Genomic DNA, 22,951 nt, shown 5'->3' with positions numbered 1-22,951 from the left:
GATAAATTGACAACTTTATTTCCACCCAAACAACAATGACAATGGCAGAGAAACTTCTTATTCATAATTATGATCAATTTTTAGATGCGCTTAACTTATGTGGTATTGGTGTATATGAGTATGATGAAGTGATAACGTCTACAGCATTAGCCTATGAGGACGTACTAGATAGCTGGCAAGAATCCGCTGGAGAGAATGACACCAAATTAGTACTGGAACACGATCACTGCCTGGTATACGTGCATCAGATTTTACCTCATCAAAATTTAACAGTAGATTTTGATGCCTCACATACGACATGGATTCGTGTGGTGAATGGTTCACTGTCGTCTAAATCAATCGCTACAGGAGACACTCAGAAGTTAACTCAAGATAGTGTGTTATCAATTGCCGAATCTATCGAGCTTTCCAACACATTTGAGCAGGAAGTATTGCTCATCCAACTGAGCGTGAAATAAGAATATGACTCAAATTAATCATAGGGGATAAATTTGATTGAATCATATTTAACATAATATAAATTATATAACAATGCTGTTATTTATTACTGCTGCGCTGTTTGGCAATTATCTGTCAGCTTAGATTATATAATGATATTATGTTAACCAGCAGAGCTGGACGATCACGTGTACGTTTCTGATTGATGATTTTTTTGGTGCAGTGCTTCTAATGATGTTGTTATATAATTAGACGTTATATTAAATAGCCGCTCGGCCAGCGCACATTCCATCGCTCGGCCGTTCCCTGACCAAACGGCTATTAATAGTTTCCCACCCGCTTTCAGGCTCTGGCCTGATGACCAACCCAAATGCAAGAGAATCTCAGGCAAAGCTTGTCGTTCAATATTTCGTTATTTGGGTAATTGGTCGATTGGTTTTCAAATCCGCGATTCTCAGCGATTAGGATTTTGCCTGTGATACACTTGCAGGCCAACGCTTTGTTTGGCTCACAGCACAAGCCTTTGGTAGCATAGCTCACATGTCATCTTTCTGTTACCTGTGTTCGCATTATCGCTCAAGCCGCTGGGCTTTTACTTTTTTCATTGATAAAAAAGTAAACAAAAAATCTAGCCAAAATAATCACCTATCCACCCACATGGCTAACCCACGCCCGGGTATTTTGGCATACCACCGCACAAAATAGTTATTTAACATAATTAATTAGATCTATATTAATACTTGTTTAACCTATATAATTAATGTTAATTCGCATATTACTTTAAACTTCTCCTGATGGAAAAGATGAATCGAATAAAAGAAATTCTTGTGACAAAGGATATGTCTCAGAAAGAGCTTGCAAATCAACTTGGAAAAAATCCAAATACAATTGCTTCGATTTGCAACAACAAATCACAACCACACTTAAAGGATCTTAGAAAAATAGCAGAGATTCTAGAAGTTGATGTCAGAGAATTACTTGTCCCAACTAAAATTCATGCATAGAAAAATATGAGAGCAGTCAGTTTATATTCTGGATGTGGTGGTCTTGATTACGGGTTTCATGAAAACGATTTTGATGTAGTTTATGCATGTGATAATGACGAATCAGCGGTCAAATGCTTTAATCAAAATTTTGAAGGAAACGTAGCTGTTGTTAGAAGTGTTGAGTCACCAGAATTTATAAACGATCTGGAACGACTCAATGATATTGACTTGGTACTTGGTGGATTTCCTTGTCAAGGATTTTCAAAATCGGGCCCTAAAAAGAAAGATGATATAAGGAATAAACTCTATCTGGGAATGGTCAAGGCAATTGAAGAACTGCAACCAAGGTTTTTTGTTGCGGAGAATGTTGATGGTATGGCTCAAAACTATAATGGAGAGTTTTTGAATACCATCTTTTCAGATTTTGAAGCACTTGGCTATCATGTAAAGTATAAAATATTAAATGCCGTAAACTATGGTGTACCACAATTTAGAAGAAGAATTCTCTTTGTGGGTTTTAACAATTTACGGGACTATGAAAACTTTGAATGGCCCTCTCCCACTCATAAAGGTGGTTCCAGAAACGGAGAGTTTAAGCTTGAGGACGAGACAGATTTATTCAGATTACAAGAATTACCAGAAGCACGAACAATTTCAGATGCAATAGGAGATTTATTAGAAAATGATGATGTTATTGATCACCTATGGTCGGAAAGCCCTGAAAGACAAAATAGTATTATCGAGCATATTGGACCAGGTCAAAAGCTCTGCAACGTAAGGTTTTCTGATACATCCGTTTATACATGGCAAATTCCAGAAGTTTTTGGAGAAGTTACTGAAAGAGAAATTATTCTTCTTGAGACGATTGGTAAGAATAGACGAAAAAAGAAATACGGTAATATTCCAAACGGAAACCCACTTTCAATTTCAGTAGTTAACGAGCTATCTGAAATGAATTTCATCAAATCCGAATTTGAAAGCCTTGTTGATCGTGACTATTTGAAAATCAGAGATGGAAAGTATGATTTGAAGGGTGCAATGTTTTGTTCTGGACTTTACAAGCGTCCTTTATGGAATGAACCGAGCCCCACAGTAATTACTGTATTTGATAACCCAAGATACTTTATACATCCTCTAGAAAATAGACCTTTTAGCGTTCGAGAGTGTGCAAGACTTCAAAGCTTTCCTGATAATTTCGAATTTCTCTCTTCAGGAATACCAATTAAGGACGCATATCGTCTTATTGGGAACGCAGTTCCAGTAGGTCTTTCGAGAAGTATTGCCTCATCACTTGTTCAACTCCTAACCCCAGCTGAGAACCAACATGTTGCTTAATGTTTTAGATTCTTCGATTGAAACTCGATTCAATGAGTTTGACCTATGGATAACTCCGAAATTGACCGAGATAAAGGATACGGAAAAATACTCATCAGAATTAGCAGATATAATGATGTGGTTGGATGCCGTAGGTGAAAGAACAAATGGATACGATCAAGCTATTCAGCTTACTCCAGAAATAATTGCAGAGGCCATTTTAGACAAATTAAGTTCTGTTACAGATAAAAGCATTTATGAACAGGAAGTTATATCATCGGCTTCATTATTGTTTTTGGTTACGGGTAAATCTGATAACAATTGTAAATGTCAATTTCCGATCTTCCTAAGAGACCAGATTAAAGAAAGCACAATTCCTGCTGTCAAAAAGAAAGCAGGACAGTCTTCTCTTTCAAAAGTCCCAATTCCACGTGAGATAAAAAGTACGAGGGTTGCAAAGGTTGTCACAGATTTGATTCCTTTCAAAGATGAACAAAAGAGATTTTTGGAAGAATACATAATGTTCATCCTCGATGAACCTGAGTTCTTAAATTCTTTCTGGTCAATTGGTAGATCATATCTTTCGATGAAAGAAATGAAACTTCACAAAGAGTTTCTAATGCCTCTGGTTGTTTTTAAAATTAGGGGTTCAGTAAGTGCTAGCGGTGGACATGATCCAGAGAATATCTTAAGAGATATTTTGACTTCTTGGGGTCTTGAAGCTGGTATTGATTTTAATACAACCGATGTAGTAATTGGAAAAGAAGGAACTGGTAAAAAAGTAAAGACACGTGCCTATGACTTTGTATTACCTTATAAAGTAGAAAGTTGGGACAACAGAATATTCATACAGTGCCAGTTTTATGCTGGTGATAGCGGTAGTGTCAGTCACAAAAATGTAGATCAAACTCGAACATCAAGAGATTATACCAAAACCAAGTTTAAAGACCCTGTTTTTATTGAGTTCTTAGACGGTGCTGGTTACTTCTCTTCTCTTAATGGTGACCTGAAAACCCTATTATCAATGTCAGACACTTCGGATTTCTTCCAGCTTAGAACTGTTCCAATGAAACTTCGAAGAGCTTTTCAAAAGATCGGATTCCTTACCCCATTAGAACTTACACATGCAGTAGTTCGTTCCGAAAATAGCATTTCATCCTCTAAAGATATTTTGGCCGATGAAGGTTATAGTACTGATGAAATTGATAGAGTAATTGCCAAGGCAATCCGATTGGGCATTATTTCCATTAATGAAGATCAATGTGATATTTCAACTGATTTCTTAACTACAACTTCATCATACATGCTTTATGATCTGTTAGTAAACAATAGTAATCCTTTAAGTAAAGCTGAAGTGACAGGTGGAGTAGTGATAGTCCCTGGTCAAGAAACTTTTCAAGGAATTAAGTTTTCTGATATTCCAAAATTGATAGATCAAAATGGGGGTTCGTTGAAAGATTATTTTTCAAAAAGTGTAAATCTTATGTCAGAGTTAGAGATTTTGTCTTCATTGAGATATGTGATTAACCTCTAATACCGCACACATTTGCCACTCTCCTTCCCTCCTGTCCAGCGTTCCTCGCTGCGGTATAGTAATTCCTCGCTCGTGACGAGTGGCAAAAGAGTGCTCGTTTCTGCCAAGAAATGATGAGTACGTTTTTAATTGATGTTAGGGGCCAACCCTAAACTATTAATCCCAACCCTGTACCAAAGCTATATTAACATAACGCAGTACATTATATAACACAACTAGAGATATGCAGCCAGACGCGCAGCGGATGGTTAACATAAAATCAGATATGTATTGTAACGGTTATCTAAATATTAAAGTAAACTGTCAGAATAGTTTGTCAAAAATTAGAGTTGATCCTTTTTGTTTTAATCAGATTGATTCATTTCTATGTCAAACATAGTAGAAAGTAGACTAGCTAATTTGAACATAGTAGCTTTACTGGAATCCTTCTGTAGCGTTTCCATTCCTACTTCTGACGAAGTATCAAAATCGACAATTCCCCAGATTTTATTATCACTAGAGTAAATTGGAGCAGCTACAACATAGGTCAATTGATTGTCTATATCTCCTACAACTTCACCATTTAATTTTAGGTTTTCTGAAATTGGTTTAATTTCACTTTCTTCAATTTTCCTATTCAAAGCAGATTTAACAACTGCAACCTCTCTAGAGCTATTTTGACTAATCTTAAACTTTAGTTTATTTACTACTTCCTCAACTGGATTTTGAGACCAACTGTATTTACAAACTAATTCATCGTCTTCTTTTTTGAAAATGAAAACTCTTATACCGATTGCACCCGGATCTGCAGGAAGGCTTACAGCTCTACATACAGTCTCTAAGGCAGCAAGAACTAAATTATTTAAAAATTTTGATGCCTTTTTATCAGTTTCAGGAGTTGCGCCAAAACCTTTACTTGAATTAAGTTCAAGGTAGACAATGGATGTGAAAATTGTGATTAGGAAAACAAGCGCCATAGCGGCCACTCCAAACTTTTCATCTTGCTGAACAGATTTGAAGGCATAAATAAATAATCCCTCTCCAATGATTGCTATTAGAGCTAGTAATTGCGTCCTAGTAGATATTGATGTCAATAGATTCAATCTGTTCGCCTTATGTGTCATAATTGTTTGGTTAGGAATACTGAAATCATATTTTCACTAATTAGATTTTAGAAACAATTCTCTCAGATTTAGATTTTTTACATAATAGATAAGTACGGTAAGTGGAAGCACAACATAAGAGAGTTCTAAGCCACTAACTGGGTTAATCTTATCTATTATTGAATTGTACAACTCTAGAGCCGATCCAAGAACCATTGAGGTTAGAGCAATAATTGAAACATAGGATCGCAACATCTCATCTCTTGTAATTGTCAAAGCCATTGCAAATAAGAAAATTCCAAATGATAGAATTCGTTCTCCAGATGATTGCCAAATGTCAGTTGAACTACTGTTGTAATAATAAAACAAAACAACAATCAGAATGCCTAAAATTCCTGTAGTGATAGGATTAACCCACTTCAGATTAACTCTCTTTACATCAAGCAGATAATTCTTTAATGCTGCTAAAAAATAAATTGGATCAGCAGCTAAGTAATGCCATTCGTTTTCAACCAATCCTGTATTGAGCTTAAGAAAGAGAAATAGTAAAAATGAAAGAATTTGAAACCATGTCCCAATTCTATACTCGCCTCTGGCATATGCCGAGAACATCATCATGATAAATATGTCAGATATAAAATGTAAGGAAGAAATACATAATACTCTACTAAAATCACCTTCATCTAGTGAATGAATCAGAAAAACAAGTCCAAAATAAACAGCGATTAACCATCCATTGCTGGATACAAATTTTCTTATTTCAATGAAGAATAGATTTAGAACAGACATTTTTAAGATCTAAATTAAGTGATCCATTGAGGCCATTCAATACCTGAATTTTGGTATTTATCAATTGAATTAATTAATGAGGCCGCTGATTTCTAAGTCAGCATGGTCACTTTACATTTGATGTAAGTGCTGTATGGCCTGTTCAATAAGTTTGAATAGTTCATTCATTGATTTTCTAATTATTGATCACGCAAAACAGCAAAAACTACATATTTGCATTTATCAGCTATTTCACATAAATATCTGTTAGAGAGGCATTAAACGATCCATCACTTAAGCTTTGAGCCACGCCATTTACCCATAGCATGGCTACTCTAGTAAAATCATTTCCACTTTCTTCATAGCCGACAACATAGATATCTTCCTTGTGAATAAAAATTGCCTTGGCATTGGCACTATAGGTGCCATCCGTCAGGTCTGTTGGCGCACCATTTTTCCATATTTTGGCTACAAAAGTTCCACTAACCTTTTCATTTCCAACCACATAAATATCTCCATTGTGCACAGTAATATCATTTGCCATAGATGCGTTTGGCGAACTAGTTGTTGGAAAGACAGCCGTACTATTTTTCCAATAAACTGCGGCTGTATGCGTTCCAGTATATTGACTTCCGGCAATAAATATGTCCGTTCCATCTACATCAATGGCATTTGCTCTTGAGGTACTACTGCCAGCAGTTACATTGCTCTTCACCCCATTTTTCCACAATAAAACCTCAGCTACTCGTGTATCCACATTTTGCTCCTCATATACCACATAGGTCCCATTATCATCCACATGTATAGCAGAGGCATAACCATCCGAAGTAATCTCTGTTTGATTGCCATTTTTCCAAAGTACGGTATTTGTTGTTGTTTCTTCATCAGTATACAAAACATAAGTATCACTTCCGTGGATTACAGTGCTTGCTGGATAGGCATAGATGCTATTAGTCAGACTGGTAGATACACCATCGACCCATATCTTTGCCTTAAATGAATCACTATTTGCATCATAAGATGCATAAGCTGCCTTAACCTCGCCATCATCTGATACCGCTATTCCACCGGAATATGAATCCAAATTTGCTGAAGACTCAAAATTGCTACTTATACCATTTTTCCAGAGTTTTGCGATTTCATTACCACTAGAATTCTCTTCTATACCTACAGCGAATATGGTCAGGTCTACCGTGACTTCACAAGTTGCTGATACGCCATCTACTTTTGCAGAAATCGTGGAGCTGCCACTGGCCAGTGCTTTGAGGTTTCCAGACTCATTGATGGATACTGTTTCTGGATTAGAACTTTCCCAAGAGACAGATTCATCACCTATTTCTGTGGTTACTTCGAGCATATGTTGATCCCCTACCTCAAGGTTAATGGTCACATGGTTTAAAGCTACCTCTTCGATGCTGACATCAACAACACATACACCAACAGCACCATCCACTGTGGCCATAATTTCTACCGTACCTGTTGTGAGCGCAAGAAGATGGCCTTCCTCATCCACTGAGACTATGTTGTCGTCTGCACTAGACCATGATACCTCTCTGCCGTTGAGTGCAGTTATTACCTTCAAAGTATCACGGTCCATAACTTTGAGAGACACCTCTGATTTGTTCAATACAATTGACGACAGTAAATACGTGAATTCCCCTAATACCTGACTGGTCCCACCGTAGGATATAGTCAAGTTTCCACTGTCAGCATTATCCGGAACTATTACTGTAATTTCAGTCTCATTGACGGAAGAAATTTGGGCTTCTACACCATCAAAAGAAATGTTCACATCCTCTGGGAGGCTGGTTAGGTTTTCTCCTGAAATCGTTACTTCCGTCCCAGCCGAACCTGATACAGGTGTAAACCCTTCTATGGATGGAATCAAAAGTGGTGTGTCACCCTCACTACACGCCATAAGACAAACAGAAAAGGAAAAAATGATGAATAATAGGTTTGATATTGTGTTCATTATGAATATTAGATTTTTATTAAAAGTCACTAATGGAATGATGGTATGGAAACCATTTTTAATATTGCAAGACAGTCAATCACTTCAAAAGAACATTTATCACCTATGCTTTGAAAGGATAAACCTGACCTTGAGTTTGCCGTACCATTCGGGTTTACCTCCATCTGGATAGGTTTCATCGTACATGGTCAATGTCATTCGATTACCTTCTTTGCCAATTTGATAGTATTGAATACCACCTTCAAAACCAGCCACTTTGGCCGCCTCGCTGGTAGTAATAAAGTCAGTGCTTGTCAACTTATAAACCCCACTATTGAATACAATAGTTTTGAAAGAATAGAGCTTTTCTTCATCTGTCATGTCACTCAATGATTTAGGGCTTTCCCTAGTCGAGCCATATGGGTTGTACATAATCGAATAGGAATCTGAATTTATCATCAATCTTCCCTTATAATTCATGGGTACTTCGTAGGTGGTATCTGAATAGATGTAATGTATTTCCTCAATAATCCAAGTCCCCTTTAAGTTGTGATTTTGGTTGGTAGTATGTTCGATTGAATCTATGCTTTTAGATTGTCCATAGACGAGATGACCAGCGGACAAAATGATCAGTAGTAAGCGTACGGTTCTTTTCATTGTCTTTGTTTTTTGACAATGTTACGCGACGAGTCAATCGACGGCTACCAGAAATCGTGATAAGAAGTAAAGGATAATTATATGATACTTGATTTAATCGATTTGTCGATTATTTCTTAAAACAGCTGGGGTCAAGCCTGTTCGTTTTACAAATGCCTTGTGAAAAGTGACCTTGTTGTTGAACCCAGATTCTAAGGCCACGGCTTCGATTTTGAAATGGTCCAACTCCGGATTAGATAAAATCCTCTTGGCATGCTCTACTCGAAAATCATTTATATAGTCATTAAAATTCTTACCAACAGATTCAGATAGAGTCTGGGATATGTGGTGCTGACTCTCTTCGATCCCTTGGGATAAGCGCTTGAGAGAAACACTACTGTCTAGATAGAGTTTTTGAATGGACATAGCTGAAGTCAATTTATTTACTACTCTATCCATATCCTTATTGGACAATGCAGAACCGAGATACTTTTTGCCAAATTCCTTTAAAAAATTGGGATTGGTGTGCAATACATAAGCAATAACTATTAATACAGTATTGGTGATTAAGTAATAATAGGCGAATTGCCTCCAACCGTCTGCAAACCATGTCAGCCAGGAAATAACCATGGCGGATAGAATGTAGATTAAATATATGGCTATTACATATATTTTTTCAGCACTTGGCAATTGAAATCTAATCCGGTTTAGATAAACACCACTAAGTATCCCATAGCCTAAAATATGAAGTGCCTTGGCGTAATTGTAAGGCATCAGTATGTCATTAAAATGAATTTTTGAATATTCGATTCTTTGATTTCCATCCAGCCAATAGAAATCCATCAAAGAAATTATTACTGCTACTGTTGGCACAAAATGTAACAGGTGCTGATAGCTTATCTTTTTATCTTTTTGTAATGATAAGACATGAATAAAATAAACGGGACCATAAGCAAATGCAGCAGGATATAGATAATACCCAAAAAACTGCGGATAAATAAAGACAAGCTCACTGGTCGAATACAAAAACTCTAAGATCTCTCCTCCAATAAGAAGAATAAAAATGGCAATGGATCGGTTTTTAATACTGTCATGTTTGAAAAATAATCCACCAGCAATAAAAAGAGCTAAGAAACCTTGAAACAGTAATATATATCTTAGGAGGGTCATAGGTGCTAACTTACGGGCAGTAGAGCAAAAAGATAAAATTATCATCGATTTTAATTGGCAAATACCCGGACATTCACCACACTTTTTAGCACTCCCCGATTCACTCCTTTATGATCAAGTCAATTGAATAATTGTCTTTGTTTTTTCGCATGCCGCGGTTATGAAAAGAGCGCATTTTGAAAGATTACATTACGTTGGATATTTAATCTATCGACCGTGCTATGCAAACAAACCTTCCATCAATATATTATCTTGCAAGAGTTTTCAATACAAGACCAATGATATGAGGCGAAAAATCCCGGAATCAACGCTGCCAAAACTCAATCGTTCGCAAATGATTACGTCCGAGGGGTTTGAAAAGCTCAAGGAAGAGCATGATCACCTGTGGCGTGTAGAACGACCAGATGTCACCAACAAGGTATCCTGGGCGGCCAGTCTGGGCGATCGTTCTGAGAATGCGGACTACCATTACAACAAAAAGCGTCTTCGAGAAATTGATAGCCGCTTGCGCTATTTGCGCCAGTGCATCGATAACTTCAAAGTAATAGAATACCACCCCAGCCAAGAAGGGAAAGTGAGTTTTGGAGCTTGGATAGAGGTTAAAAATGAAGCGAAAGGTTTTCAAAGACGTTTTCGTATTGTGGGTTACGAAGAACTGAAAACCAACAAAGACTATATCTCTATGGACTCCCCGATGGCCAAAGCACTACTTGATAAAAAAGTTGGAGATGAAGCTATCGTTAAAACCCAAATGGGTGATTTCATATGGGAGATTCTTGAAATAGAGTATCAGAAATAGAATCTAACAGAGCTTTGTTTACCAAAACAAGCTATCGGAATTAACACTAAAATCATGCACATTTACTTTTCCCTTCTCCTCCCTATAACTATCGGAATTAACATGGCGTAGAACAATAAATTGGAAGATCAAACCTTATTCTTAGTCACAAAGTACAGCACAATACCAAGGAGAAATATGCCAACGCTCACGCCGCTTTCGAAGGGTTGTTGAACAGCAACGAAAATCAAAGTCCATAAACTCACCAAAATGAAAATCACTGGAGTGAATGGGTAGCCCCAAGCTTTGTAGCCGTCAGATTGGATTTTGCCTTTAAGGCGGAGTACGAAGATACCTGTGACGGTGATGGTGGTTATAGAAATAAGTAAGAATGAAGTGTACAACAATACCTGCTCAAAGGTCGAAGTATAGATAAACACCAGACTGAGTATGGTAGAAAAAATATAGGCGTTGATCGGGATGCCTTTGGCATTGGTTTTAGCCAATAGTCTAAAAGCACGCATGTCTTCTCCTAGTTCCTTACTCACTCGTGGACCAAGAAAAACATAAGCGCTAACTGTGGACAGCAACAGTATTGAGATTGCTATGGCTATGATCACTCCTCCTAATTCCCCAAAAATGGCCTGACCTGATAAAAAACCAACTTCTAACTCCCCTGCCAACTTGGAAATCGGAACAGTATATAGAAAGATGTAATTGAGCATGAGGTAAAGTATCATGACGATCAACGTGCCTAAAAAAAGGGATTTGGGTAGGTCTCGGTTAGGTTCTTTCATTTCTCCGATGATGTATATGGAGCTATTCCAACCAGTATACGCGTAAGACACGTAGATTAAGGCCACAGCAAAAGGAGGACTTGCGATCTCCGTCCAACTTTGGGATGAAGGTGTGAGTATGACCTCCTGTGGGATCGAAACACCAAAACCCACTAGAATGAAGATCAAAATCAACACCACTTTCAGCACTGTCGTAACATTCTGAATTCGACTTCCTAGCTGCAGAGATTGAGCGTGTATGATGCCAAATAAAAGTATAGTAACCGCTGCTATATGGTTTTCAGGCAAACCCGGAATGATAGTGCTTAAATATGAGGCAAGTGCAATAGCTGCTAAAGACGCTGGCGCTGCGAACCCAACGGTGATGGATACCCAGCCTGCAACAAACCCTAAAGCTGGATGATACAGCTCCCGAAGTAAATTGTACTCTCCACCTGAACGTTTGTAAACCGAACCCAGCTCAGCATAACATACTGCCCCGCAAAAAGCAACAATACCACCGATCAACCATAAGAAAAGAATGGCAAAACCGGATTTGATATCGACCACCTGAAAACCTAAGCTGGTGAATACACCTGTTCCTATCATTGAAGAAATGACTAAGGATGAAGCGGTCAAAATGCCTAATTTTTTTGTGATCATTTAGGCCAGCTCGAATGCTACAAAAAAGCTTGCTCCCTTGCCCACTTCAGTCTCCACCCAAATTTTTCCTTTCATGGCGTCTACAAACTTCTTAACAATTGACAAACCCAATCCGGTGGAGTCTTCTCCTGCTGTAGGCTCAGCGCTAAGCCGTTGATACTTTTGAAAAAGCCGGGCCTTATCCTCTTTGTCGAGTCCAGGACCTTCATCTCTTACTTCCATCAAAGCTTGACTCTGGTTTATTGACAAATTGATAAAAACATTCTTTTCCGATGGTGAAAATTTAATGGCATTGGAAAGCAAATTTTCTATGACCTGAGGTACATAGATGGCATGGGCATTGATGTGTACATTTTCAGTAATGTGAGGAACAAGCTGCACTTGTTTCGCTTTCGCTTGCTCATCAAACTGATCAATCACATCATTGACAACTTCCGTTAAGTTTATATTAGATAGGTCCAAGTCAGCCACCCGTTGTTCGATGGATTCCACATTTAAAATCTCGGATATCATATTCATAAGTTTGCGTCCACTAGTGTGTATGACATCTAGAAACTTTAATTTTTCTTCATCCTTTTCAGATGTCTTCAATACGCCGGCAGCACCTACAATATTGGACAGTGGATTTTTGAGGTCGTGTGCGACAATGCCGATCAAATTATTTTTCTCAGCATTCAGATTGCTCAGGGAGGCATTCCGATCCTGGATTTTTGCATTCAACAATTGTAATTCAAGGTGGGCATGTTTCTTCAATTGGTAATATCTATACAAGATGATCAGAACGCCAATAAGTATCACCATACCAATAATGCTTACATTTTGAGTATTCTGTTGCCTTTCTATTTGTTGATCAAGTGTCATTCGAGCTTTCTCATTGGCATAGTTTATTGAATCTCTTTCCTTCTTAAAATTGTACTCCGCTTCGAGAAGTGTTAGCCTTTTAATCTGTTCATCATTTAAAGTGCTGTCTTTCATGGTATTAAAAAGCACATAATAATCAAGGGCTCTTTGATAATCACCCATTTGTTTTGATGACTGAAAGAGCAGTTCGGAGCTGTTCCTAATATTTACGATATGACCAGTCTTTTGAGCCAAGGATAATGCTTTAGACAAGTATTGTTGGGCTTGGTTGTGATTGCTATCATGGAGATAGATTTTTCCAAGGCCGATAAGCGGGTCCGTAAGGTCTGTATTGGCTGTGCATTCCTCATAAAAAGCCTTTGATTTAGAATAGTAATCAAATGCTTTTTTATACAGCTTGTCTGAATAGTAGATATCCCCAATACTATGATATACTTTACCCATGCCGTAAATGTCATTGGTAAGCTCAGTGATCTCCTTTGTTTTAAGAAAATGAAATAACGCCTGCTCATTGTTTCCCTTCAACTGATTAGTGTGTCCAATATTATAATTTGATATGGCCATACCTAGACTGTCAAAGGTCTCTTCACTAATTTTTAGTGACTTCCAGTGGCTTTCTAGTGATTTATCATATTCTTTTTGATCTTTATAAACAATCGCAATATTGTTGTATACCATGGCCATCCCCCGTCGATCATTTAATTTTTCGAGAATTTCCAGGTTGAGCAAATGATAATGTAGTGCTTTGACGTAATCACCCTGCATTTCATAAACAAGGCCAAGGCCATTATATCCTTTGGTCAACCCGATGGTATAATTGATGGAATCGGACTGAGTGATGACATTATTAAAAAGCTGGACTGCTCGTGCATAGTCCCCTGTCCGATCGGCTGCAAAACCAATTTCATAATACGCGTCGATTTTACCTTCGGGGTAGTTGAGTGATTCGGCTCTCTGGATAGCTATTTGCGCATACCAATTGGTAGAATCTGCATTTATTTGTCTGTACTCTCTGGCAATATCGACATATGCATCAACTTGTTCTCTCTGATTTCCGGATTCTGTTTTAGCAAAGAGTGAATCCAGAATTCTGGGATTTTGAGCGAAGAGCGGAAAGGCACTAAATAGGCAAACCAATAGAAGTAAATATACTTTCATATAGAATCAATACACATGACAAATTAAGTTAATCAAATGGAGGCGTAATTGTTGCATCAGCCAAGAATTACCAAAACTATTTGGCTTTACACCAGTCGATATTTGCCCACTAACCACATCACGAGTAAATATAGTTTCTTCTCTTAAATGTTCTAATGTTTTGGAACTGGTTGCTCTGAAAATAGTTTTATTAGACGATTCATACTTGAAATTTTTTAACATTAATTATTCAAGTTTCTTCCATTTCAAATTGAGTTAATTTTTTTGTATAATTTCGCCTTTCACTGCTCAAAACGAATGAATTTTATTGCTAAAATTTTCTTTACCTTCTTGACTTTTGTTTTGACCACTTCAATTAATGTTCGTTGTCAAGGAATAGAGTTGTCGGCCAATACTTTCTATGGAACATTCGAAATGAGCAGCATGAAGAACTTTCACCAGGAGATTACAGATGATTTAAGCGAGCAAATTAATGTACCGTTTAGTGTCACCGACAATTTTCCTGGCCATTATGGATTAGAATTACAATTATTGATCAATCAAGGGAATTTTCAATATGGATTGAATATCAATAGTATTACAACCGGTGCCAATACTTCATATTCTGATTTTTCTGGTGATATTTCGATGAGCAATAGCTTAAGATCTACCACAGTCGGAGGATCATTTTATTTTGCACCAGATGGCCAGTCCAACCATAAGCTCAAGCTATACATTGGTGCTGTAGTTGGATTATCATTAGTTAATCATGATTTTGAGACAAAGCTAATCCTGCAGTCGAATACTGACATCACATCTTATGAATTCAAGGCTATGAATATAAGTTTTCGACCAACCATACGATTGAATTATCAAATATACAAAGGGATTTTTGCGACTTCTTTTGTCGGTTATTGCATTGAAATTTCAGATAAATTAAAGTTATCTGAGAATGAAGATCTTCATTTGCTCAATAGTGAAGGAGACGTTGTCAAAGCAAATTTCTCTGGTTTAAGGTTAGGCTTAGGTATTGGAGTTCAATTGAAGTAAAATGAATTTTAAATTGATATTGAAAAGAACGTCATTTTATCTATTCATTCTGAATATAGCGCTATTGGGATGTGAGTATAGCTATGACGAAAATTTTCATCATGTCGAAATTGGAGAGCCTGATCAAATAATCGCAGAATTTGGAAATCCTGAGGACACTTTATACCTCAGGAAAAGTGGAAATATCTATTACAATTTTTTAAATGACTTACCCGATATTGTTGGGTACGCTCTTTATTTTGATGATTCATTATTGGTTGATGGAACTTATAGGCCAAATCGTAATTACATAAACCCCTATCAATTACCTGTCGGTTATCACATTTTGAAGTTAGAACTCTACGAAAAAACTAATTCTAACAGTCTTGCTGATCAATTAGGGGCAGAGGTTTTTGTTCATAGCTTCGAACAAGTGGTACTCATTGATAATCAAATTTTGGAGCCACTTGAAATAACCAACACTAGTGTAACTAATGAAGGGTATTTGAAGATTGAATGGGAAGAGTATACAGGGTATAAATTCGAAAAATATGTCGTGTCCACCATGGGATCTGAATATGAAATTGTAGATTCCAAAACCAACTATATCATCTTACCCAATTACCCCGGAGGTGAAATATTTTTTGTTCTGGATTTGTTGGCTAAAGGAGAAACAGAAAACACTCAATATTTCTATTGGCATGATTTCAATTTTACTGCCACCATTCAAAAAAACAATAGCATAAAGCTATTATGGGATGAATCACCATTTACGGCTACCCAGAATTTTTTGATTACCATATCAGATAATCTGACTGAACTTGTAGAGCCAGCTGAATTCAGCTTTTCAAGTTCAGATTTTGGTCTCGACCATGTTGTTTCGATCCCTACTTCTTTTCCTTACAATCTCAATATTGAAGTGAGAAGCGAAAGTGGAACAAATGGACATCAATATTCAGTAATTGGCCAGTTCGATCACAAATACACACTTCAAAGTGACCATCTAGAAGGACGCAATTATGACTATAATGAATACTACTATCATAAGATGTATTTTTTTAATAGTCAGTACAATACAATTTCTGTATGGCATGATGCAGATAAATATATCAGTTCAACCAGTGGCAGTATTAAGAATTATCGTCTAGATAATCAGGAAGGGATAGCTTACTTACCACTTCAAGTAGAAGTATCTCCTAATGGTAGCCAATTGGCGAGAATTACGACTAAATCACTTCGAAGAGGTATAGATATCTATAAATATGATTCATATTCATTAGAGCAGTCTGATCATTATGAAATTATAGTTCCAGAAGATTCCTCGTATTTTTTGAAGAATTTCTGCATTTCGAATGACAATATTTTATTCCTATCAATCCCAATCCTAGGACCAGATAAATATGTATTATACAGCCTTGATTCTGAAAGTATACTAACAGAAGGTTTTCTAAGTATCAGTAGTCAAGATATACTTCGTTTGACCAACAATGGGGATTATCTGATTCTGAACGACACCAAATATGCACCTGTAAGCAAAGGTGGCTCTCCTGTTTGGGTCACTAGTCCAAACATAGGGGTCCAATCAACTAAACGAAACATTGGTATTTCTTATTCAAACCCTTCTATCTCTCTAAACCATTTGGATGGCTCTGCCATAGCTGACGTACTGATTGAGAATAGAGAAGTATTGTGGGTTTATGAAAATGGTGCAGATCATTGGGCTATTCTTACCATGGATATCGAAGGAAAATATTTATTCGAAGTTTATTCATTCGATAATCCTTCGGAACAAGTAGCTCAAATCGTAATTAACAACAATTCAGTTGAGGATTATAAGTATTTCACATTTACGGAGAATTACTTATTAATTCCAAAACTACTCCTATCTCACTTTATCGAATTTGATTTTTGATTCTGAATTCAGAAAAAGTTAAAACGGGTGTGGATGAGTAGGTGATTGATTCATCCCAGTCGCCTTCCTTAGATTGAGCAGCTTATGTTAATTACTCATGCGTTTCTGACGAACGATTAATCGCTTCTTTACCATTGTAAACTAACCTTGTCGTCCATGGAATTGGATTTCTAAGGGCGTAGTGAGCCATACATCCATTTTCTGCTTCATTGAGAAGGTCTTTGATGTTTTCTTCTGGTTCTGGGCTCTCTATGATCACGTGAGTTTCCACAATATCACATCCTCCATTAGTCATATAGCCATGATCTCTCATATGACCCAAATTGGTTCTAAATACAATGCGCTGCTCCAGTTTCAGACTATCTACCTGAATTTTTCGTGCAGTAAGAATATCGGTCAAATGAGTCATCAGACAGAACCCAATTCCAGCTGAAAAGAAGGCTAGTGGTGGTGGAGCAGTATCTTGCCCTACTGGTGGTTGCTCATCACAATACAATTTGACTGGACTAAACCCTGGAATATTTACTGAAACCACACCTGTTTTGCTCTGCATATTGCCTGCCTCAGCACTAAGATTTACTTCAAACCGATAAGGCTCAGGGTGACGAGCTTTAGCAAACTTGGTGGATTCATATTGAGTCTTTACAGGCTGTTCTGAACTCAGTTCGCCTACGTGATAAAATTTCTCTTCTGACATACTTTTCTATTTAATTGATCAACAAATATGACAGAGTAAATACTAAAAAATCAGAGTATTCTAAGATTTAATCTCAATAAAGAAATTTTACCTGACTATTGAAAGATTACAAGAATATTTCCACATATCACTATGAAAATATATCATCATGCTCTTCAAATTTTATTTGTTCAAGCTGTTCACTTCGAACTTATTGGATCAAAACCTATACTCAAAAATTAGAGGGCGTAGAGCAAGTGAATCATTTCCTGAATGCAATGAAATGCTGATCTGTTCCTAAAGTGAGCTGTGGTCCGCCGGGTTGATCTATCGGCCACCCCACATCTACACGTAGAACACCTGCGCCTGGAAATTTGGTCAAACCAATTCTAAGCCCTACCCCTGCACTATATTTTAAATTTTTAAAATCCATGGAAACATCTCTTTCCCAGGCAAATCCTCCATCTACGAAGGCCACTCCACCCAATGCCAAGGTGAGAAATTTAATCTTTGGAAATAAACGTGATTCTAAGTTGGCCACAAAACGCTTATCTCCGCCAAATGCCCTGGCTTGATATCCACGCAACCCACTATTTCCTCCTAAAACAAATTGTCTATTCAAATCTAAATTCCAGGCGTAAGTGAATTCTGCATTGAATGCTAGAGTCATATATTCGGTGGTTTGCCAATAATACTGAGCGACCATCTCTGCAATAGTATTTCTACTCATCCAGGAAGTAAGCAACGGGTTGATATACAGATAATTATCATTATTTAGTTTCAGTGTAGATTTATGATCTATTTCCAACTCCCAATGATCTTTTCCTACTGGCACTGGAAACCCGGCCTTACCCAAACTGAATAAGGTTTTCCTCCCTAAAACAATATCTTCCTTTCTTAAGAAATTATCAATTTGAAATTCCTTTACAAAGCTTTCTTTTTCTATGCTATAGCTAATCGTTGTAGCAGCTATAAGTTCATCCTCTGGTATTTCAGTATTGGTTTGATCACCTAGGTCTATATAATCACGACTTTCATACCTGTATTGCAGTTTCACTCGTTTTTTATTGTAACGTTTTCCATAGGCATAGCCTACAAATGCTTCGGACAACCTTCTTTTATACCCACTCCTACTAAATTCCTGTCCATTCACAAATTGCCGCTGGATTTCATTATTGTAAAGTCCAGAAACACCGTAAGTCCACTTGGAGTCTGATGAAAAGTAAGGTTTATGTATAGCCAAAACTACTGCATCCCGGACCGGGCCGGTATTCAACCCGAGGGCACTTTTCCATCTGGTACCAAAAAAACGAGGATCATACACTGCTGCAGTATAAGAGGTTCCAATATCCGATTCATTAAATGCTTTTAAATAGATTGTTTTTCCCCTTCCAAGAAAATTGGAATCTTCTATGGAAACACCAAAACCATTGAGTCCACCACCACTTTCAATGATAGGAGAAGGCAGCAATGTCCACTGATCAGCAGTGTGGACAACTATAGATACACTATCATTGAGAACGGTATCTATACTAACATCCGCACTCCCCAAAAATCTGAATGTTCTGAGGCTCCTTTCCGTTTCTGCCATTAGCTGCATATCCAAGGTATCACCTACTTGGAACAATAGCTCACGCTGTATGACTCGCTCCTTTGTTAGAGGGTGCATGCTGTTAGTAAACCTCTGAATGCCAGACAACTCCGATTTGTCACCTGGGAATACATTATCCCTGACAATGTTGATGGAATAGATTATGCTATCTTGTTTTTGAGCTACTCCATCATGAACTATACCGATCAGAACCAACGATATCAGACAAATGTGACGCCTAAATGTATGGAATCGATTAATTGAGACTTTCAAAACAAATACAGAAAAGGTCAGCGGCTACGTTAAAATATTTATAGTAGATATGCACAAGCTCGTATATCAATTAGTTGATACTAACCTACTAAAAAACCACGATAGCATGGAATAAATGCAATCATTTATTATGCATATGAATCGCGACAATTTTAATGAAAAATGTCATCAATAATGTACCAAAACACTCGATATATTGGGCACTATTGAAAATGCTCCTATCTTCGTTTGATAACAACGATAGCATGATTGAATATCCAGAATTTATGAAAGACATCTTCAAAGTGAACAAAAGTCAGCTAAGATATTTTGCCATTTTTCTCTTCGTATGGTCCGAACATCTAGTATGTTATGCTCAGGTAGATCAAGCCACAGTTGATGATTTTGCCAGAAATGTAGCTTTTCAGCAGAAAAGAGCTTTAAAAGATGTAGAAGCCATTGTCAATCAAGCCACGTTTCAATCTGATATCATTGAGAAGATGACACGTCCTGCTGAAAAGACCATGACCTGGGAGCGTTATCGCAATATATTCATGAAACAAAAGCGCATTGATGCAGGTGTGGAATTTTGGAGGGCCAATGAAAAAGTACTCCAAGAAGTGAGTATTTCCACGGGGGTGAGCATAGAAGCAATCATCGGAATTATTGGAGTGGAAACCTATTTCGGCGATCGTATGGGAAGTTATAAAGTCTTGGATGCTCTGTACACCTTGGCCTTTGGCTACCCCAGAAGGTCGTCCTTCTTTAAAGCGGAATTAGCCAAATTCTTAGAGTTGTGTGAGAAAGAAGGACTTGATCCCTTGACTATTAAAGGCTCCTATGCCGGCGCCATGGGCCTGGGGCAGTTTATGCCTAGTAGCTATCTGGCCTATGCCAAAAGTTATGACAATGAGTCTGGCGCTGATTTGATGAATGAAGTAAACGATGGAATCGCTAGCGTGGCCAATTATCTAAAAGTACATAGATGGAAAAATGGTGGTTTGGTTGCCACAAAAGCCACAAAAAATGACAACGCATCTACACTGAAAAAGCAAAGCGTAAAACCATCGAAAAATATCGCTTACTATGAACAGAACGGATATTCGTCAGACCTTAAAATTGACCCTTCTGAATTAGTTTCTCTTCAGGTGATGGACAAAGAAGATGGTAGTAACGAGTACTGGTTCACTTTCAAGAACTTTTATGTGATTACAAGATACAATCATAGCCCACTCTATGCATTAGCTGTGTATCAGCTGGGAGAGGCAGTAAAGCTGGAGAAAGAAACGAATAACAATTAGTTTCTTTTTACTTGCTGCCAGAGAATTGCACTTTCGCTTTATATCGTATGTTGCCTTTCCGGTTGATGAGTGAAACGATGTAAACACCTTTCAAAGTAATAGGTACGCTCCAAGTTGATTTTGAAACCACTTCATTTACCATGCTTTTACCTTGTAAATCATGAATAGTTACTTGTGCTGGCAAATCACTTTCACTTATTCCTTTGATTTCTAAGCTATTAGGGTTGAACTTGAGTTGGACGTTAGGATCCAACTTATCGATCGAAAGTACAGGTGAGCTTCCATTGTCACTCCAGTCATACCCAACATCTTCCTTAGTCAAAGGTTGATTAATTACCGTTGAGGAAGCTAATTCGTCACATCCAATATCTGGAGAGTTATCTCTGGCCTGACCTTCAATATCCAAGTCTAAATAACTAACAGTCAGAGATTCTGCATCCACCACTGCACTTTCGCTTGAAGGTTTCCATAGCCCACTATTCAAAATTAATCCTGGGTCTTCATTAATGAGACCGTCATCACTTACGCCAATAGTACCTGTGATATAATTAGAGGCATATGTCATGTTAATAGGTGTGTCTGTATAAGTAATGGCTTTACTTCCAGTAGTGCTTATGGCTATGTTATTGGCAATGGTGCAATTTAGTGGTGGCAAGGTTCTTTCACTGTCGCTCCCCTCTCCGATGGCAAACGGCTCCTTACAAGACACTATAGTATTGTTGACTACCTCTGCATTTTTAACCTGAAAATATCGATTGAGTGGAGAGTCCGGAACGCCATTCATCATACTAACTGCAGCTCTAAACCCATCACCTTCCAAATCTTGAAAGTAGTTGTTGTAGATTTTGTGTCGCTCTCCTATTATTCTGACACCACCTGAAGCTTTGCCCTCTCCACCAAAGAAGTAGTTGCCATACACTTCGCAATCATCACCATGCCTTAGGGTCAACATACCTTCATTATTTCTAAAAGTGTTGTATCGATAAATATTAAAACCAGACTTATTTGAAATGATCTCTATTTCGCCATCACAGGCTTCGAATAGGTTGTATTCTACTATCGTTTTAGATTCAGTTAAACTATTGGTACTTGTGCCAATACGTATGGTTTCTCCTCCATTTCTCCCTAATTCCGGGATATCAGCAAAATAATTATGATCGATCTGGTGATGATTGGCTTCTCCGGTCAGCCAAACCACCATCAATGCACCTTCGTTGTTCTTTCCTTCAAAATGACAATGATCGACTCGGTTGTTATTACCATAAATGGAGACCCATTTGTAGGCCACATTATCTGTATCAGGGTTGAAATCTAGTATTCGAGAATTTGTCAAACGACAATTAGTAGCGAGCTCAGAACTGCTTTTTCTAAATTGAATGATATCATCACCCGAAGAGCTTCCATTTTGAAAATTAAGATCACTCACTACCAAATGCTCCCCATAAATCCTGAGTACTGAAGAGCCTGAAAGAATGACTTCACCAGGTGTTTGCGCTTTGAGTACTACTGGGTTTTCAGAGGTGCCATTGGTAAAAAAATCTAACTGAGCGTCTTCCCATACACCATTTTTTAAAAATATGGTATCTCCGGCTTGTGCGCTTTCAACAGCAGTATTGAATTCAGTCACCGTGCTCACTACCACATTTTGGGCAGATAAATGACTCAGATCAAATAGGACGAAAAGTAATAGGAATAATTTATTCATGAGATGCTTATTTAAAACATTGAACCTTAATTAAATCCTCCTACTTTAATTACTATGCAAAGTATAAGAAATATTTTTCAGCTACTAATTATCAACTGTTATTTGTAGACAAAATGATAAAATCAGAAAGGGGTTTTCGAATGGAATGGTACTGACAAGCAATTAGTTCTGATCCCTTTATTCTCAGTATGAGATATTAAATTTATATACATCACTAAGAATAATAATCAAAATTCTAAATATCTAATAGAATATTACGTTTTGTTTAAAATAAAAGAAGAATCTTGTAATTTTAAAATTTAACTATAGACCATATAGATCAATCTTTTGTATAGCTTTGATCCAATTTTATAACAGTATTATTATACAAATAGCTACTTTACTTATTCAT

Annotated in this window: 18 protein-coding genes; 8 read left to right on the top strand and 10 right to left on the bottom strand. The window is 37.4% G+C overall.

Annotated features, from left to right (window positions below; genetic code table 11):
* The first annotated feature begins 41 nt into the window (after positions 1-41).
* From ACOQO5_RS10295 to ACOQO5_RS10280, 4 genes are all read left to right on the top strand, one after another.
* Complete coding sequence (locus ACOQO5_RS10295) at positions 42-458, top strand: hypothetical protein (protein ID WP_420581607.1); 417 nt, start codon at positions 42-44, stop codon at positions 456-458.
* Between the two features lie 774 nt (positions 459-1,232).
* Positions 1,233-1,442: a helix-turn-helix transcriptional regulator gene (locus ACOQO5_RS10290; protein WP_420581606.1), complete on the top strand. Its 210-nt coding sequence runs from the start codon at positions 1,233-1,235 to the stop codon at positions 1,440-1,442.
* 6 nt (positions 1,443-1,448) lie between these two features.
* Positions 1,449-2,759 (top strand): DNA cytosine methyltransferase, encoded by a 1,311-nt coding sequence (locus tag ACOQO5_RS10285; RefSeq protein WP_420581605.1) that lies wholly within the window; start codon positions 1,449-1,451, stop codon positions 2,757-2,759.
* Positions 2,760-2,820: 61 nt separating this feature from the next.
* Complete coding sequence (locus tag ACOQO5_RS10280; protein WP_420581604.1) at positions 2,821-4,272, top strand: hypothetical protein; 1,452 nt, start codon at positions 2,821-2,823, stop codon at positions 4,270-4,272.
* A 344-nt stretch (positions 4,273-4,616) separates the two neighbouring features.
* On the opposite strand, the gene ACOQO5_RS10275 is transcribed toward ACOQO5_RS10280, so the two are convergent.
* The 5 genes from ACOQO5_RS10275 to ACOQO5_RS10255 all read right to left on the bottom strand — a co-directional run bounded on the left by ACOQO5_RS10275 (position 4,617) and on the right by ACOQO5_RS10255 (position 9,879).
* The gene (locus tag ACOQO5_RS10275; RefSeq protein WP_420581603.1) at positions 4,617-5,375 is read right to left on the bottom strand and encodes a hypothetical protein; all 759 of its coding nucleotides are present in this window, start codon (positions 5,373-5,375) and stop codon (positions 4,617-4,619) included.
* Positions 5,376-5,411: 36 nt separating this feature from the next.
* The gene (locus ACOQO5_RS10270) at positions 5,412-6,143 is read right to left on the bottom strand and encodes a hypothetical protein (protein ID WP_420581602.1); all 732 of its coding nucleotides are present in this window, start codon (positions 6,141-6,143) and stop codon (positions 5,412-5,414) included.
* A gap of 226 nt (positions 6,144-6,369) precedes the next feature.
* Positions 6,370-8,094: an IPT/TIG domain-containing protein gene (locus ACOQO5_RS10265; protein WP_420581601.1), complete on the bottom strand. Its 1,725-nt coding sequence runs from the start codon at positions 8,092-8,094 to the stop codon at positions 6,370-6,372.
* Between the two features lie 99 nt (positions 8,095-8,193).
* Positions 8,194-8,730: a hypothetical protein gene (locus ACOQO5_RS10260; RefSeq protein WP_420581600.1), complete on the bottom strand. Its 537-nt coding sequence runs from the start codon at positions 8,728-8,730 to the stop codon at positions 8,194-8,196.
* A 93-nt stretch (positions 8,731-8,823) separates the two neighbouring features.
* The gene (locus tag ACOQO5_RS10255; protein ID WP_420581599.1) at positions 8,824-9,879 is read right to left on the bottom strand and encodes a helix-turn-helix domain-containing protein; all 1,056 of its coding nucleotides are present in this window, start codon (positions 9,877-9,879) and stop codon (positions 8,824-8,826) included.
* A 334-nt stretch (positions 9,880-10,213) separates the two neighbouring features.
* Between ACOQO5_RS10255 and greB the strand changes: the two genes are divergently transcribed.
* A complete protein-coding gene (greB, locus tag ACOQO5_RS10250) occupies positions 10,214-10,678 on the top strand; it encodes a transcription elongation factor GreB (protein WP_420581598.1) in 465 nt (154 codons plus the stop codon).
* Between the two features lie 128 nt (positions 10,679-10,806).
* Here greB and ACOQO5_RS10245 read toward each other — a convergent pair whose 3' ends face one another.
* Together ACOQO5_RS10245 and ACOQO5_RS10240 are read right to left on the bottom strand one after the other, a co-directional pair.
* Positions 10,807-12,096 carry an APC family permease gene (locus tag ACOQO5_RS10245; RefSeq protein ID WP_420581597.1) on the bottom strand — a complete coding sequence of 430 codons (1,290 nt, stop codon included), beginning with the start codon at positions 12,094-12,096 and terminating at the stop codon, positions 10,807-10,809.
* Positions 12,097-14,115: a tetratricopeptide repeat-containing sensor histidine kinase gene (locus ACOQO5_RS10240; RefSeq protein ID WP_420581596.1), complete on the bottom strand. Its 2,019-nt coding sequence runs from the start codon at positions 14,113-14,115 to the stop codon at positions 12,097-12,099. It lies immediately after the preceding gene.
* 297 nt (positions 14,116-14,412) lie between these two features.
* On the opposite strand from ACOQO5_RS10240, the gene ACOQO5_RS10235 reads away from it, so the two are divergent.
* Together ACOQO5_RS10235 and ACOQO5_RS10230 are read left to right on the top strand one after the other, a co-directional pair.
* Complete coding sequence (locus tag ACOQO5_RS10235) at positions 14,413-15,144, top strand: hypothetical protein (protein ID WP_420581595.1); 732 nt, start codon at positions 14,413-14,415, stop codon at positions 15,142-15,144.
* Between the two features lies 1 nt (position 15,145).
* Positions 15,146-17,035 (top strand): hypothetical protein, encoded by a 1,890-nt coding sequence (locus tag ACOQO5_RS10230; RefSeq protein ID WP_420581594.1) that lies wholly within the window; start codon positions 15,146-15,148, stop codon positions 17,033-17,035.
* A 91-nt stretch (positions 17,036-17,126) separates the two neighbouring features.
* Here the strand turns inward: ACOQO5_RS10230 and ACOQO5_RS10225 are convergent, their stop codons facing one another.
* On the bottom strand, positions 17,127-17,732 hold the full coding sequence (locus ACOQO5_RS10225; RefSeq protein ID WP_420581593.1) for an OsmC-related (seleno)protein: 606 nt from the start codon (positions 17,730-17,732) through the stop codon (positions 17,127-17,129).
* 241 nt (positions 17,733-17,973) lie between these two features.
* Positions 17,974-19,518: a BamA/TamA family outer membrane protein gene (locus ACOQO5_RS10220; protein ID WP_420581592.1), complete on the bottom strand. Its 1,545-nt coding sequence runs from the start codon at positions 19,516-19,518 to the stop codon at positions 17,974-17,976.
* 302 nt (positions 19,519-19,820) lie between these two features.
* Here ACOQO5_RS10220 and mltB point away from each other — a divergent pair, with 302 nt between their 5' ends.
* Positions 19,821-20,855 carry a lytic murein transglycosylase B gene (mltB, locus tag ACOQO5_RS10215; RefSeq protein WP_420581591.1) on the top strand — a complete coding sequence of 345 codons (1,035 nt, stop codon included), beginning with the start codon at positions 19,821-19,823 and terminating at the stop codon, positions 20,853-20,855.
* A 7-nt stretch (positions 20,856-20,862) separates the two neighbouring features.
* Here mltB and ACOQO5_RS10210 read toward each other — a convergent pair whose 3' ends face one another.
* Positions 20,863-22,560 (bottom strand): chondroitinase-B domain-containing protein, encoded by a 1,698-nt coding sequence (locus ACOQO5_RS10210; RefSeq protein WP_420581590.1) that lies wholly within the window; start codon positions 22,558-22,560, stop codon positions 20,863-20,865.
* Positions 22,561-22,951: the final 391 nt, after the last annotated feature.

Origin of the sequence: Reichenbachiella sp. (assembly GCF_965223055.1) — a bacterium.
GTDB lineage: Bacteria > Bacteroidota > Bacteroidia > Cytophagales > Cyclobacteriaceae > Reichenbachiella.
The sequence above is the reverse complement of the archived record's forward strand: the minus strand, read 5'-3'. Positions and strand labels throughout refer to the sequence as shown.

Excerpts from the sequence above, each read along its gene's own strand:
- ACOQO5_RS10295 (WP_420581607.1), top strand. The coding sequence starts at position 42 with ATGGCAGAGAAACTTCTTATTCATAATTATGATCAATTTTTAGATGCG.
- ACOQO5_RS10290 (WP_420581606.1), top strand. The coding sequence starts at position 1,233 with ATGGAAAAGATGAATCGAATAAAAGAAATTCTTGTGACAAAGGATATG.
- ACOQO5_RS10285 (WP_420581605.1), top strand. The coding sequence starts at position 1,449 with ATGAGAGCAGTCAGTTTATATTCTGGATGTGGTGGTCTTGATTACGGG.
- ACOQO5_RS10275 (WP_420581603.1), bottom strand. The coding sequence starts at position 5,375 with ATGACACATAAGGCGAACAGATTGAATCTATTGACATCAATATCTACT.
- ACOQO5_RS10270 (WP_420581602.1), bottom strand. The coding sequence starts at position 6,143 with ATGTCTGTTCTAAATCTATTCTTCATTGAAATAAGAAAATTTGTATCC.
- ACOQO5_RS10265 (WP_420581601.1), bottom strand. The coding sequence starts at position 8,094 with ATGAACACAATATCAAACCTATTATTCATCATTTTTTCCTTTTCTGTT.
- ACOQO5_RS10260 (WP_420581600.1), bottom strand. The coding sequence starts at position 8,730 with ATGAAAAGAACCGTACGCTTACTACTGATCATTTTGTCCGCTGGTCAT.
- ACOQO5_RS10255 (WP_420581599.1), bottom strand. The coding sequence starts at position 9,879 with ATGACCCTCCTAAGATATATATTACTGTTTCAAGGTTTCTTAGCTCTT.
- greB (WP_420581598.1), top strand. The coding sequence starts at position 10,214 with ATGATTACGTCCGAGGGGTTTGAAAAGCTCAAGGAAGAGCATGATCAC.
- ACOQO5_RS10245 (WP_420581597.1), bottom strand. The coding sequence starts at position 12,096 with ATGATCACAAAAAAATTAGGCATTTTGACCGCTTCATCCTTAGTCATT.
- ACOQO5_RS10240 (WP_420581596.1), bottom strand. The coding sequence starts at position 14,115 with ATGAAAGTATATTTACTTCTATTGGTTTGCCTATTTAGTGCCTTTCCG.
- ACOQO5_RS10235 (WP_420581595.1), top strand. The coding sequence starts at position 14,413 with ATGAATTTTATTGCTAAAATTTTCTTTACCTTCTTGACTTTTGTTTTG.
- ACOQO5_RS10230 (WP_420581594.1), top strand. The coding sequence starts at position 15,146 with ATGAATTTTAAATTGATATTGAAAAGAACGTCATTTTATCTATTCATT.
- ACOQO5_RS10225 (WP_420581593.1), bottom strand. The coding sequence starts at position 17,732 with ATGTCAGAAGAGAAATTTTATCACGTAGGCGAACTGAGTTCAGAACAG.
- mltB (WP_420581591.1), top strand. The coding sequence starts at position 19,821 with ATGATTGAATATCCAGAATTTATGAAAGACATCTTCAAAGTGAACAAA.
- ACOQO5_RS10210 (WP_420581590.1), bottom strand. The coding sequence starts at position 22,560 with ATGAATAAATTATTCCTATTACTTTTCGTCCTATTTGATCTGAGTCAT.